Annotated in this window: 14 protein-coding genes; 3 read left to right on the top strand and 11 right to left on the bottom strand. The window is 63.7% G+C overall.

Annotated elements, in window-relative coordinates; genetic code table 11:
• Positions 1-24 precede the first annotated feature (24 nt).
• From GPJ75_RS10455 to GPJ75_RS10445, 3 genes are read right to left on the bottom strand one after another with little or no spacing between them, the layout of a single operon-like run.
• Complete coding sequence (locus GPJ75_RS10455; RefSeq protein WP_163267841.1) at positions 25-921, bottom strand: NAD-dependent epimerase/dehydratase family protein; 897 nt, start codon at positions 919-921, stop codon at positions 25-27.
• Positions 918-1,730: a glycosyltransferase gene (locus tag GPJ75_RS10450; protein WP_163267839.1), complete on the bottom strand. Its 813-nt coding sequence runs from the start codon at positions 1,728-1,730 to the stop codon at positions 918-920. Before GPJ75_RS10450 ends, GPJ75_RS10455 begins: the two co-directional genes overlap by 4 nt.
• 4 nt (positions 1,731-1,734) lie before the next feature.
• Positions 1,735-2,955 carry an NAD-dependent epimerase/dehydratase family protein gene (locus GPJ75_RS10445; protein ID WP_163267837.1) on the bottom strand — a complete coding sequence of 407 codons (1,221 nt, stop codon included), beginning with the start codon at positions 2,953-2,955 and terminating at the stop codon, positions 1,735-1,737.
• Between the two features lie 221 nt (positions 2,956-3,176).
• Here GPJ75_RS10445 and GPJ75_RS10440 point away from each other — a divergent pair, with 221 nt between their 5' ends.
• Both GPJ75_RS10440 and clpS read left to right on the top strand, forming a co-directional pair.
• Positions 3,177-3,392, top strand: a complete 216-nt coding sequence (locus GPJ75_RS10440; protein WP_163267835.1) for a hypothetical protein — start codon at positions 3,177-3,179, stop codon at positions 3,390-3,392.
• 96 nt (positions 3,393-3,488) lie between these two features.
• Positions 3,489-3,794 (top strand): ATP-dependent Clp protease adapter ClpS, encoded by a 306-nt coding sequence (gene clpS / locus GPJ75_RS10435; protein ID WP_163267833.1) that lies wholly within the window; start codon positions 3,489-3,491, stop codon positions 3,792-3,794.
• Between the two features lie 29 nt (positions 3,795-3,823).
• Here clpS and GPJ75_RS10430 read toward each other — a convergent pair whose 3' ends face one another.
• The 8 genes from GPJ75_RS10430 to GPJ75_RS10395 all read right to left on the bottom strand — a co-directional run bounded on the left by GPJ75_RS10430 (position 3,824) and on the right by GPJ75_RS10395 (position 12,878).
• The gene (locus GPJ75_RS10430) at positions 3,824-4,225 is read right to left on the bottom strand and encodes a curlin (RefSeq protein WP_163267831.1); all 402 of its coding nucleotides are present in this window, start codon (positions 4,223-4,225) and stop codon (positions 3,824-3,826) included.
• 199 nt (positions 4,226-4,424) lie between these two features.
• On the bottom strand, positions 4,425-4,829 hold the full coding sequence (gene csgH / locus GPJ75_RS10425) for a curli-like amyloid fiber formation chaperone CsgH (protein WP_163267829.1): 405 nt from the start codon (positions 4,827-4,829) through the stop codon (positions 4,425-4,427).
• 85 nt (positions 4,830-4,914) lie between these two features.
• Entirely contained in the window at positions 4,915-5,349 is a 435-nt protein-coding gene (locus GPJ75_RS10420) for a curlin (RefSeq protein WP_163267827.1), read from the bottom strand.
• A 239-nt stretch (positions 5,350-5,588) separates the two neighbouring features.
• Entirely contained in the window at positions 5,589-6,077 is a 489-nt protein-coding gene (locus tag GPJ75_RS10415; RefSeq protein WP_163267825.1) for a hypothetical protein, read from the bottom strand.
• A 952-nt stretch (positions 6,078-7,029) separates the two neighbouring features.
• Complete coding sequence (locus GPJ75_RS10410; protein ID WP_163267823.1) at positions 7,030-7,227, bottom strand: YodC family protein; 198 nt, start codon at positions 7,225-7,227, stop codon at positions 7,030-7,032.
• Positions 7,228-7,512: 285 nt separating this feature from the next.
• Positions 7,513-9,063, bottom strand: a complete 1,551-nt coding sequence (locus GPJ75_RS10405; RefSeq protein ID WP_163267821.1) for a tetratricopeptide repeat protein — start codon at positions 9,061-9,063, stop codon at positions 7,513-7,515.
• 143 nt (positions 9,064-9,206) lie between these two features.
• Positions 9,207-12,266 carry an excinuclease ABC subunit UvrB gene (gene uvrB, locus GPJ75_RS10400; protein WP_163267819.1) on the bottom strand — a complete coding sequence of 1,020 codons (3,060 nt, stop codon included), beginning with the start codon at positions 12,264-12,266 and terminating at the stop codon, positions 9,207-9,209.
• 90 nt (positions 12,267-12,356) lie between these two features.
• Complete coding sequence (locus GPJ75_RS10395; protein WP_163267817.1) at positions 12,357-12,878, bottom strand: SixA phosphatase family protein; 522 nt, start codon at positions 12,876-12,878, stop codon at positions 12,357-12,359.
• Between the two features lie 233 nt (positions 12,879-13,111).
• Between GPJ75_RS10395 and GPJ75_RS10390 the strand changes: the two genes are divergently transcribed.
• Positions 13,112-13,411, top strand: a 300-nt coding sequence (locus tag GPJ75_RS10390) for a DUF2239 family protein (protein WP_163267815.1), incomplete at its 3' end; no start/stop codon positions are given.

The following is a 13,411-nucleotide window of genomic DNA, read 5'->3' as shown; positions in this document are numbered from 1 at the left end:
ATCCCATGCCCGACACGCCGCTTCTCACCCACCCACAGCCAGCCGCGCGACCGTTTCCTCCAACAATGCCATGCCGCCCGGCCGCCAGCCGAGGGCGGAAAGCCTCTCGCAGCGCATGGCGTTGACGGCTTCCTTGTCGGCCGTTCCCGGCAGTGGGTGCGGCGCACCCGTCTCCCGCTTCACGATCGCCAGAATGTCGCGCCGATCCACCAAAACGTCCGAGACGTTCAGGACCGGACCCGCAGGCGCGTCCTTTTCCAGAACCAGCCGCACCGCCGCCGCCACGTCGCGCCCATGCACCTCCGTTCCGGCGCGTGGATCGATCGCTCTGCCAGCCAGATAGTCGGCAAAAAGGCCGGCCCACTTATGCGCGTGCCCCGGCCCCGCCGGGCCATAGACACCGGTGACGCGCAGGCTGACGCCGCGAAAGCGGGCATCCGACAGCCCTTCCAGCATCCGTTCTGCCGCAAGTTTCACCGCGCCGTAGAGCGTGTCGGGCCGCGCGTCGTCCCCCTCTTCCAGCCACGTTCCCGGCGGGCGCGGACCGTAGACGGCGCGGCTCGACAGGAACACCGCACGCCGCACGCCCGCATCCCTTGCCGCCGTGAAGAGCGCTACGGTCCCTTGAAGATTGCGGCGGCGGAAAGCCTCCGGGTCGTTCCCTTCCCCACCACGGTATCGCCCCGGCACATGGTCGAAGGCCGCGTGCACAAGGAAATCCGCGCCCTTGAAGGGCGCGGGTGACGCGGCCGCCGGCTCCAGCGAAAGAGGCAGGAACCGCACCGGCGCCGAAAAAAAGCCGTCCGCCGGCGCCGACCGCCCCAGGACCGTGACCGCATGGCCGGCCGCAAGAAGCGCCTCGACGATGAAGCGGCCGACATAGCCCGTGCCGCCCGAGACGACGCTGTGCGGCGCACTCATGTCGCCCCAGCCGGGTTTTCCAGCCGGTCGATATCGGGAATGCCCTCGCCCCAATGGTAGGCGTGCCAGAGGTCGATCAGCGGCCGCAGCTTCTCCGCCTTCGGATGATCCCTCTCCCAGGGCTTTTCATACTGGTAGTGGAGGACGGACACCGACTTCCAGTCCCACAGCTCCGGCATGTTGAACCAGACATATTGCAGCATGTTGAAGAAGACCGGCAGGCCGTGCCAGTCGGGGAAGAAGGCCTGCAGGAAGGTCTGGTCCGTGCGCCGCCAGAAGGCGTCGGGCCGGTCCAGCATGGCCAGCATGTCGTCATACGTCTTCTCGCAAGGCCGGGCGACGAAGACGCCGGAGTTCAGCCGGTGAAAATCGGCGAGGCTCTCGTAGACGTTGGGGGCGGCGGAGAACTCGGGATAGGAAAACAGGCGGTCGATATTGCGCAGAACCAGTGCGTCGGCATCGATGAAGACCACCCGCTCATAGTCGGTGAGCTGCCACAGGCGCAGCTTGGCGAAATTGTCGAGCGGCGTATGGAAGGACGGCTTGTTGCCCTTGGTGAAGGGGGCGTCGGCATGCAGCTTCGCCCGTTGGTGGCGTTCGTTGAAGGCGGCCGACGTCGGCAGGAGCTCGGCTTCCACGAGCCGGGCGCCGAGCGCCGCCAACGGCCGGAGCGCACCGCTCGCCACCCCGCCCGTATGGAGCACCACGATATCGGCTCCAGTGCCGCTCAATTTCAGCGAGCGCACCAGCGCTTGCGCGCCCATGGCGTAGTCGGCGTTGGTGACAAGGGTCACATAGGCATGAGGCAAGGGCTCACCCCACGCTCTTCAGCCGCTTGCCCTCCGGGTCGCGCTCGATGGTGGGGGCGATGTCCTTGGTCCAGGCGGAGATGGAGGGGATGCGGCTGCGGTCGACGCGGTAGGCGTATTTCTTCGCCACATCCACCACCTCGGTGAGAAGCCCCTCCGCAAGCGTTGTCGGGTTGAGGCCGAGTTCCAGGAACTGCTCGTTCCTCACCACCAGCTCGTTCTCCGCCGCCTCCTTGCGCGGGTTGGGGAGATAGGCAACCTTGGCGCCGGTCATGCGGGCCACCAGCTCGGCCAGATCCCGCACCCGGTGCGTCTCCGTCATCTGGTTGAAGATCTTCACCCGCTCGCCGCGCACCGGCGGGCTTTCCAGCGCCAGATCGATGCAGCGCACCGAATCCTGGATATGGATAAAGGCCCGCGTCTGGCCGCCCGTGCCGTGCACGGTGAGCGGATAGCCGATCGCCGCCTGGATGAGGAAGCGGTTGAGGACCGTGCCGTAGTCGCCGTCATAATCGAAGCGGTTGATGAGCTGCTGGTGCAGCTTCGTCTCGTCCGTATGCGTGCCCCAGACGATGCCCTGGTGGAGGTCGGTGATCCTGAGGCCGTCGTTCTTGGCGTAGAACTGGAAGAGAAGCTGATCGAGGCACTTGGTCATGTGGTAGATGGAGCCGGGATTGGCCGGGTAGAGGATCTCCTGCCTCGCCGTCTCGCCGGAGAGCGTCTCCACACCGACCGGCAGGTAGCCCTCCGGGATCGCCGCCCCCACCGAGGAATAGCCGTAGACGCCCATGGTGCCGAGATGCACAAGATGCGCGTCGAGATCGATCTCGACCATGGCGTTCAAGAGGTTGTGGGTGGCGTTGACGTTGTTGTTGACCGTGTAGTTCTTGTGCCGGTCGCTTTTCATGGAATACGGCGCAGCGCGCTGCTCGGCGAAATGGACGATGGCGTCCGGCCGGTGCTCTGCCAGCCAGGCCTTCAGCACCTCGTAGTCGCGGGCAAGGTCGATCAGATGGAAATGGATGCGCCGCCCTGTCTCCTGGTGCCAGATGCGCGTGCGCTCCTGGATGGAGTCCATCGGCGTGAGCGACTGGACGCCGAGTTCCGTATCGATCCACCGGCGCGAGAGATTGTCGAGGATGTGAACCTCGTGGTCCCTTGCGGACAGGTGCAGCGACGTCGGCCAGCCGACGAAACCGTCGCCGCCCAGAACAGCAATCTTCATTATCGAATCCCTCGTTTTGAACCGCGAGAAATGCTTATCCGGCATTTGTGACAGCAATTGTATGCCGGGCGGAAGCGGAAATGGAAGCGGCGGAAAACGCGATTTTCACCTTGACACCGGCCAAACGAATCAAATCGCTTCATCTGGCGGCCATAATCGTGCATGATAATGGAATGATAATCGCTCCATTCGGGTGCGAAGGCTTTGGAAGGAGACCGGACATGACAACGTCCGGAAAGGCCGTCACGGGTATGTTCGATACCGAGGAACTGGCGGAGATCCGCACGGCGGTGGAGGCCGTGTGCGCGGAGCTGGGCATCGACCGCACCGACCAGAAGGGGCGCGAAGAGGTGGCGAGCCGCATGATGCGCTCCTGGGCGCTCGGCCGCCGCACGCCGCTCGGGCTGGTGAATGCCGGGCTCGACGACGTCGCCTGATGAGAGGCAAGCGTCCGCTTCGCGTTGGGGAAATCCAGGATTGCGGCCCGTAGGACGGGAGGAGACAGGGCACCGTTCCGGAGAGGGAACTTTCCGATGAGCGACATTGCGGTCAAGCCCCGTACCAGAACCAAGCCGAAGACGGCGCGGCCGAAGCTGCACAAGGTCATCCTCGTCAATGACGACTTCACGCCGCGCGAGTTTGTCGTGGCGGTGCTGAAGGCGGAATTCGGGCTGTCGCAGGACCAGGCATACCGGGTGATGATCACCGCGCACCGGCGCGGGGTGTGCGTGGTGGCGGTGTTCCCGAAGGACGTGGCGGAGACCAAGGCGACGCGGGCGACCGACGCCGGGCGGAGAGAGGGGTATCCGCTGCTTTTCACGACCGAGCCGGAAGAGTGAGCGCGGCGCGGCCGGAGCCGCGCCGTACCCTACCAGCCGACCTGCACCGTGGCGCCGGCGTTGCCGTTGCCGTTCTGGACGGCGTGGGCTTCCGTGTTCTTGCCGAACTGGAAGAGGCCGTAGGCATTGCCGTTGCCGTTCTGCTGGACGGTGCCGGTGTGGCCGTCGCCTTCCTGGTGGACGATGCCGAGATTGCCGCTGCCGTTCTGGGCAAGGCCGGCGATGTTGCCGAAACCGTTCTGCTTGATCGAGCCGCTCTTGATGCCTTCGACGAGGCCGTAGATGCGCAGGCCCGTCTGCAGCGCCTGGGCCTTTTCGGGATCGCTCGGGTTGTAGCTGAGCGAGACCGAACCGCCGGCGAAGGCGGGGGCAGTGGCAAGGCCCGCGGCAAGCGTTGCGGCGGCGATAAGGGTGCGGATGGTGCGGGTCATGGAATTCTCCTCCTGGTTCAAATGGCGCGGGGCTTGATTGCCAGCGACGGGGGAAGAATGCCAAAGCCGGCTTGAACGGGCGCGGAACGGGGCGTTAACCGGTGGTTCATGGAAAAGCGTGAGGACGGGGCCCCGCGCACGGCAGAACGGGCCCCGGTTTCCCGGAGCCCGTTCGGCGGCAGGCGGTGGGTGGCCGGGGTCACAGCCGGCCGGCGCGCGTCGTACAGGTGAGGCGGCCTTCGGGCGCGTCCACCTCCAGCGTTGCCTCGTAGACGGCGCCGGAGCCGCCGAGCATGACGCGGCCGAGCTCTGCCGGCTGGCCGGGCGCGGCGGAAAAGGTGCCGCCCTGCCTGACGTTCGAGCTGCCCGACCCGCCGACGGTCTCGACGCGGAAGGTGTAGGAGCCCGTGATCGCCGTCTCGGCATGGACCACGCCCTGGAGCGCGATCATGCCGCCCTCCGCAGTAGTGAGGATCTCGCAGCGCGTGTCCTCGGAGCTGGCCGTCTCGAAGCCGGCCTTGCCGGCGCCGGCCATCAGGGCCGTGCCGGAGAGCGCCAGCGCCAAGGCGGCGGCGGTGGCGATATGCGTGCGGTTGCGCAACATGGGAACCTCCTTGATTGCCGGTGCGGCGGCAGGCCGAGGGCGACATCGTCCCCCTCGGCCGCCCGCCCGTGCAACGGCTTTTGCCTTACGGGCAGGTCTGCACGAAGGCCGCGACGTTGCCGCTGCCGGACTGGCTGACCTCGCCGTCGCAGCCGTTTCCGACCTGCACGCCGGCCGCCACGTTGCCGTTGCCGTCCTGCGTCACGACGGCGTTGTGGTTGGCGCCGAACTGGCCGACGCCGGCGGCGTTGTACTTGCCCTTCTGCCAGATGTCGGCGTAGTTATTATGGCCTTGCTGGCCGATGGCGGCGGTGTTCTTCTTGCCCTTCTGGGTGGCGATGCCGGTGTTCCAGGAACCGTGCTGGTAGACGCCGATCTGGTTCTTCTTGCCGGTCTGCGCGCCGCCGGCGGCATTGGACCAGCCATACTGCTCGATCTTGATGCCGTTGGCCGAGGCGGGCATGGCGGCGATGCCGAGAAGCGCGGCGGCGGCGGTGGCGATGATGAACTTGCGGGTCATTTCGGTACTCCTCCTGTTGGGTGCGGGTGTCCCCCGCGGGTTGTGAACGGTTGCAGTTTTACGGGAGGCTTGCGGAACGCTCGCTGAACCGCGCGTTCAGGTGGGGTTCACCGGCTGGGGGGTGGCGGAAGGGAGGCCGGCATCCCGCCCTCACCCTTCGACAAGCTCAGGATGAGGGCTCCTGTTTGCGCCCCTCCTCCGTCGTTGGAGCTTGCACTGGCCTCGCCCTGGCTTCACCCTCATGGTGAGCCTGTCGAACCACGAGGGTGAGGGCACGCAGGGTTGTTCCCGCGCGGGCCTCCCCTCCCCGCTCGCTGCACCTTCGTTCCTTTCGGCTCTTCGTCGTCCACGACGAGCTTGCTCGCCAGGATCATGTTTGCCATCTCGCCCAGGCGCCGCGTCTCGTATGTCCAGCCCACGATGAGGGCGTTGCAGGCGGCCTCGAGCTTTTGGAGGTCGGCCTCTTCCCACAAGGCGGCGCAGGCATCGCCGCCCTCCGCCGCGAGCCCGCCCTGGCACCGCCCGATACGCCGGCAGCGCGGGTCACGGCAGCGCTTCGGCAGGTCCGCCTCGCGGGCGAGCAGGCGGTACATGGTGTTCATCTCTTCGCGCGGCCATGGCGGCGGCTCGAACAGCCCGGCCATCTGGCGCAGGAGCTCCGGCATCATCTTTGACACCTCGTCGAGCTGCTGCAGGGTCTCGCTCAGAAGCAGGTCGTTCTCGTCCATCGTTCTCTCCTTTCGCTGGGGTTTTCGATCCGGGCGCCTGCCAAGGGGCGCGCGCCATCCTCGCCACGCCCGGTTTTCACCGTCTGGCCACTGACCCTTCGACAAGCTCAGGGTGGGAAGCGGGGCGCGTTGTCCGTGCCACTCTATTTATTTTTAAGGCGCGAAAAACGCGCCCCGCCGGCCGCTGTCCCGACATTCGACCGGTCTAAGGGTTCGCACTTGGCTCAGGACGGACACACGTAGTGAAGCGCCTTTTGCCCGAACCCCGCGGCTTTTCCGCGCCCGGCGCCTGTGGCGCGCCGGGCTCCGGCCTGTTCGCGGGCCCTCACATGCCTCCAGGTACCGTTCCTGGAGGGGGAGGCTGCCGCCGCCCTCCCCGTGTCCCCGGTCCGGACCGGGTTCCCGTAAGGGCGATGGAGGCATTATGGGGGCGGTCGGAGGGAGCGGGGATGAAAATAGGCTTATCACATTTTCGTGATCGATGAAGAGTGAGCGGAAACAATGGGTTGGCGGGGGAGAAGAACTTTTTGTAGCTACAATCTATCCCCGCCGGTGCTGGCCCCCTCTCTTGCGATTTCTAAGACTTAGCCTGCGGCTAAGCCCAAGAAATCGCTTTCTCCCCCACCCCCTTCGACAAACTCAGGAGGGGAGATAGGGGCGGCACCGGCCTTGCCGCCAATCGCCAACGTGGTGATTGGCGGAAGCGAATGTGCAGAGCGCCGATCTCCCCCTTGGTGGGGGAGAAAGCAAATTCCTGGGCTTAGCGGAGCTAAGTCCTTGGAATTTGCAAGAGAGGGGGCTGGCGCCATGGCTCCGTCCTTGGGGAGCGGGGTATGCCTCTACGTCTGAGCGATTGAGGTTCGAGGAGGTGGCGCGGCGGGATAAGGCGTGGCCGGTTACGCGGAGGGTGTTGAGGGTGAGCTCCAACACCCACTTCTTTTACCTGTGAGGATCAAGGCTCGACTAATTTAAGCGAAGTGAGTGGGAATACGCCATGTTCCTTCTTCCATGGCGCCTTATCTTGAATGAACCAGTCACACCATGCGCTAAGCCGCTCTTCGTACATCTGCTTGTCGATGCCGGAAACGGTCATTAGCGGTCCGCCAGACTTCAGCCGAACTACGCTACCAACTTTGATTTCATCAGCCATTTACCCCTCCCGAAAGTGAAACAGCCTAAAGCAAGCACGCACGGGGCCCATCAGCAAGCAATACCACCCCGACGCGCTGATCGAGGCGACGGTGGAGGCCTATCCGTTCGATGCAAGGGTCTCGCCCAGCGCTTTGGGGAGCGGGTATGCCTCGACGTTCGAGCGGTGGGATTCGAGGAGGTGGTGCGGAGGGATAAGGCGCGGCCAGTTATGCGGAAAACAATCTGTTTGGTGACCGCTCAGTCCAACTGGTGAATCGACACCGAGGGCAAGCACCAGTCGCCATCATAGGTGCTTTTGAAAGCATATATATCTTGGATCTGATTCAATCGTGTTCTCAAAGAGCCTAATTTCATTCCCCCTCACAAACAAGGTAACAGACATCTTTTTTTCGAACGAAGAAAGTAGGCTAGCACTGGGTTTCGGTTTCGTTACCAATTCAAGATCAATATGAATCCAAGTAGGGTAAGCAATATTACTGCAGTACCTCTCGCCATCGTTCCTCAAAAAACTAACCTCTCCGCCATCGAATATGATCGTCTCTCCTCCCTTTGATTTCCATTCACCACTTAGCGCACTCTCGGTTAACTCACCAACTCTCGCCTGTTCTAAACACCAATTGAAAAGTGCTGAGAGGGTATCAGAATTTTTATTCAACTTCCCATAAAGTTCCTCCTGCTCTTTTTTTTGATCCGCAATTATTTTTACTGCCTCCGCCCCCCGAGTCTGCCCCCTATGTTCCTCAGGAATTTGAGATATCGCCCGCTCTGCCTCATCGACAAAGCCTTTTTCCGCGTATCGTATAGCTATGTTTCCCAGCGGATATGGATGTTCAATCTCGGCCGCACGTCTTAAATGCCTAACAGACTCAATGGGAAGTTCATATTTATCAAGTATTGTTGACATATTATTTAGAACAGTACCATCTCTTTCGTCCTGCCTAATAATTATACAGTAGTTCATATAAGCCTTTATATAGTCCTCTTCCTTGTTATAGCTCCACGCAAGACGAAATCTTAAAGGGGAATTTTCAGGATTTCTGCTCAGCGAAAGTTCGGCAAACCGGCGGAACCTCTCTTCATCCCCATTCAATTTATACTTTCTCGCCAACTCGCTATAAAAATAACCCAACTCATCGTCATCAATGCTTTCCTCCATATTCAATAGAAATTGAATCGAATTTTCTACACCGTCCCGCACCTCTAAGAGGTCAGATTCAGCGTCATACGCCCGCCCCCACTTTAGCGCTTTTAGGGAGTCTAGACGCGTTGAAGCATCACGAAAGCATCTGCGCCGCAAATAATAATAGAATAGTATTTTGCTCGCTTCTACTTTCTCTTCTTTTCCACCTTCAAAATTCAAAAGCCTCTCCTCAGCGCCGCTATCACCCGCTCTTAGAAGCGATAAAAGCTCTGAAACTTCGACAAACTTCCCCAAACCCGCTTCACGAAAATTTTCGGGGCTTGCCTTCAGAGAGGCAAATATTTCTCTCACCTTTTCAACATCTTTCGCTTCTTCTGCATCATACAATTGCAAGAAATAACTTCCGTCGTCTTGCGTTTCTTGCTCTGCCTCACTTTCTGAAGCAGGCGCCTTATGTGAAGACGGCCTAACGCTAGCGCTCATCTCCTCCATAACGATGGTTCCGCGGGTAGCCTCAATCGCGCCTCCTCCTGGAATGGAGAACTTAAAATTATCAAACAATCCAGAAAGGCGCTTGAAGTTAAAGAATATAACTAGAACAGTTAAGCAAGCAAAAATAGTAGCGCCCGGACCCGAAAACACAAGTTCAAGTAATAATTTAAAGTCTATCCCCGTTTGAGACGTAGTATCCATACTATTGATTCCCCGCCAATTGAATACATAATTTAGCACAATCGACATGATTAGCACGAGTTAACCTGCAACTCCACAGTTTTTTCCAAATTCCCCATCATCCACGACGAGGTGCATCACTCAAGCACTAGTCGAGATATTCTCTACCGCCCCGGTCGGCCTGTCTTCTTCGACCGGCGCTTGCTCTGGCGCTCGTCGGCCGGGTCCTCGTAGGAGCCGGCGCCGGGCTTGGCGCGTTTGACGGGGATGGTGTCTCCGGAGACGTCGCGCCCCTTCGCGCCCCCCTCTGTCCTGCCGGACATCTCCCCCGCAAGGGGGGAGATTGGCTGCTTCGACGGCTTCGCCTTTCCCAGCGGCTTTTCCGTGCGGCCGACGGTCATTTCGTCCAGCGTGTTCTTGCGGAAGAGCGATTTGCCGGAGGGGACGGCGTGGGCGCCGGCGGTGCCCATTTCGTCGAGGTCGGGTTTGTGGAAGAGGGGGTTGCCGGAGGTGTCGCGCGTGTCGCGACGACCCCCCTCTGCCCTGCCGGGCATCTCCCCCTCAAGGGGGGAGATAGGCTGGCCGCGGCCACTACGCCCCTCACCCTGAGCTTGCCGAAGGGGCCTTCCCTTCTTGCCGCGCGCGGCCTCGCGCCGGCTCTTCTGCGTGTTCTCGATGCCGATGTCGCGGGAGAGCGGGTCGTCCAGGATGGCGAGTTCGGTTTCGCGCAGGCGCTTGATCTCGTCGCGCAGGCGCGCGGCTTCCTCGAAGTCGAGGTCGGCGGCCGCGTCGCGCATGGCTTTTTCGAGGTGTTCGAGGTGGGCGGCGAGGTTGTTGCCGACGAGGTTGTTGAGGTCCTCGCCCTTGGCGCCGGCGATGTCGGCGCGCACGTGGTCGCGCTCGTAGACGGAGCCGAGGATGTCGCCGATGTTCTTCTTGATGGATTCGGGCGTGATGTTGTGGGCGGCGTTGTATTCGAGCTGCTTTTCGCGGCGGCGGCCGGTCTCGGCCATGGCGCGGTCCATGGAGCCGGTGACATTGTCGGCGTAGAGGATGACGCGGCCGTCGATATTGCGGGCGGCGCGGCCGATGGTCTGGACGAGGGAGGTCTCGGAGCGCAGGAAGCCTTCCTTGTCGGCGTCGAGGATGGCGACGAGGCCGCATTCGGGGATGTCGAGGCCCTCGCGCAAAAGGTTGATGCCGACGAGGACGTCGAAGGCGCCGAGGCGCAGGTCGCGGATGATCTCGATGCGCTCCAGCGTGTCGATGTCGGAGTGCATGTAGCGGACGCGGATGCCCTGCTCGTGGAGATATTCCGTCAGGTCCTCGGCCATGCGCTTGGTGAGGACGGTGACGAGGGTGCGGTAGCCGGCGGCGGTGGTGGCGCGGATCTCGCCGACGACGTCGTCGACCTGGGATTTGGCCGGGCGGATCTCGACCGGGGGGTCGATGAGGCCGGTGGGGCGGATGACCTGTTCGGCGAAGACGCCGCCGGACTGGCCCATCTCCCAGCCGCCGGGGGTGGCCGAGACGCAGACGGTGGGCGGGCGCATGGCGTCCCACTCCTCGAAGCGGAGGGGGCGGTTGTCCATGCAGGAGGGAAGGCGGAAGCCGTATTCGGCGAGTGTGGCCTTGCGGCGGAAGTCGCCCCGGTACATGGCGCCGATCTGCGGGATGGTGACGTGGGATTCATCGACGAAGACGAGAGCGTTGTCGGGGACGTATTCGAAGAGCGTGGGCGGCGGCTCGCCAGGGGCGCGGCCGGTGAGGTACCGCGAATAGTTCTCGATGCCGGCGCAGGAGCCGGTGGCCTCCAGCATTTCGAGGTCGAAGCGGGTGCGCTGTTCGAGGCGCTGGGCTTCGAGGAGGCGGCCGGCTTTTTCGAGCTCTGTCAGGCGCAGCTTCATCTCGGCCTTGATGCCCTTGATGGCCTGATTGAGGGTGGGGCGCGGGGTGACGTAGTGCGAGTTGGCGTAGATCTTGACCGATTTCAGGTCGTCGGTCTTCTTGCCGGTGAGCGGGTCGAACTCGGTGATGGTCTCGATCTCGTCGCCGAAGAGGGAGATGCGCCAGGCGCGGTCTTCAAGGTGGGCCGGGAAGATCTCGATGGTATCGCCGCGCACGCGGAAGGAGCCGCGCACGAAGTTGACGTCCTGGCGCTTGTACTGCTGGGCGACGAGGTCGGCGAGGAGCTGGCGCTGGTCGAGCCGGTCACCGATCTGCATCTGGAAGGTCATGGCGGTGTAGGTCTCGACCGAGCCGATGCCGTAGATGCAGGAGACGGAGGCGACGATGATGACGTCGTCGCGTTCGAGGAGCGAGCGCGTGGCCGAGTGGCGCATGCGGTCGATCTGCTCGTTGATGGAGGATTCCTTCTCGATATAGGTGTCCGAGCGCGGGACGTAGGCCTCCGGCTGGTAGTAGTCGTAGTAGGAGACGAAGTACTCGACCGCGTTGTCCGGGAAGAAGGACTTGAACTCGCCGTAGAGCTGGGCGGCGAGCGTCTTGTTGGGGGCGAGGATCAAGGCCGGGCGCTGGGTCTCCTCGATCACCTTGGCCATGGTGAAGGTTTTTCCACTGCCGGTGACGCCGAGGAGGACCTGGGTGCGCTCGTTCTGGTTGGCGCCTTCGACGAGGTCGGCAATGGCGGTCGGCTGGTCGCCGGAGGGGGAGAACTCCGTCGTCATCTTCAGCGGGATGCCGCCCTCGGTCTTCTCCGGGCGCGGGGGGCGGTGGGGGGTCCAGGCGCTCGCAAGGTTCGGATCGCCGCCCTCGATGAGGCGCGAGAGGGCGGCGACGGTGGCGGTGACGCCGGAGGAGGAAAGGCCCTCCGCCTCCTCCAGCGAAACGTCGAGGCCGGCGACCGGCATCAGCCCGGCGGCCGCGCGCTCCTTGGCGGAGGCGGCGCCCCCCATGGAGGTGCCGCGCGCGGTCTTGCCGGGAGCGGCGGAGCGCTCGGGGATCTTCTTCATTTTTTTGCTCACGCTGTCGCCGCTTCGCGGCTCGCTCCGCCCCTCATTTTCTTGCGCGCCTTCGGCGTCGCGGGGAAGCGCGCCATCAGGCGCGACGGCCGGTCGCCCTTGCCGCGCTTCGCGCGGTTGATCGGCTTCACGTGCGATCTCCTTGGCCCAGTCGGCGACGGAGCCGCTGAGCGGCGCGCCGGAAAGCGGCGGCTGCGGCTTTTCGGCGAAGCCGCCACGGTTGTTGTTCGAGGAATTGGCCATGGCGCCGAATATGAGGGCTCGCGGCGCAAATGGAAAGGGGGTGGCGGGCGGCGGCACGTGGCCGGGCGCGGGGCTGCTGACGGAAGGCTGTCAGGAGGGGAAATCCTTCGGGCGCAGGAAATGCGTGAGCCGCGCGCCGGCGAAGCCGAGCCCCGCCCACGGCCCCTCCACGGTGAAGCGGGCAAGGGCGGCGGTGGGGAACTTGGCGCGCAGGCGGGCAAGGGCCGCCGCATCCGAGCCCGGCCCGGCAAGGCCCGCCGCAAGGTCCTCCACGCCGGGATTGTGGCCGAGGAGGAGGAGCCGGCCGCAACCCTCCGGCGCCTTGCGGATCAAGGCCAGGAGCCGGTCGGCCGAGGCCATGTAGAGCGCCTTGTCGCGGGTGGCGCGCGGGGCCCCCTCGCCCATCTCGGCCGCCGCCAGCCGCCAGGTCTGGCGCGTGCGCAGCGCCGCCGAGACGAGCGCTTCATCCGGCACCCAGCCGTGCTCGGCCAGAACGCGGCCCATCAGCGCCGCCGCCGCCTTGCCGCGCGGCGCAAGCGGGCGGTCGAAATCGTCGCGCGTCGGCTCGTCCCAGCTCGACTTGGCGTGGCGCAGAAGAAGGAGTTCGCGCATCCGGACCTCTCGATTCGCCCTCCGCCACCCGCCAGCCGCGCTAACACGAAACGGCGGCGGCCGCCAGCGGGCGGGCTTTATCCGGGGCGATGGCTTGAAAAGCCGAGCCCCTTCGCGCGCCTCTGTCCCGAGCTTGCCGAAGGGGCGAAACCTTATTTTTATCCGGGTGATATTGACATGGCTTTTACCCGGATGTAATTGCCCCACCGACACTGAACGCCCAAGAGGCCCCCATGGAAAAGGACAACGGCATGTATACGGCTTTCGACGGCACGCGGCGGGTGGCCGCGGGGACGCGGCTGGAGGTGGGGCTGGCGCTGAAGCGCGACGGGCGGGCCGAGAACGTCCTGATCTTCGACGACGAGACGGGGCGGCAGGTGGATTTCGACCTTTCGGGCAGCCTCGAGGCGGTGGCCGCGCGCCTTGGCGCCGGGCAGGCCGCACCGGAGGCGCCGCGCGCGCCGGGCCGGCCGAAGCTCGGCGTGGTGGCGCGGGAGGTCACCCTCCTGCCGCGCCACTGGGCCTGGCTCGGC

It is taken from the genome of Chelativorans alearensis (assembly GCF_010993735.1).
Lineage (GTDB): Bacteria > Pseudomonadota > Alphaproteobacteria > Rhizobiales > Rhizobiaceae > Chelativorans > Chelativorans alearense.
The sequence above is the reverse complement of the archived record's forward strand: the minus strand, read 5'-3'. Positions and strand labels throughout refer to the sequence as shown.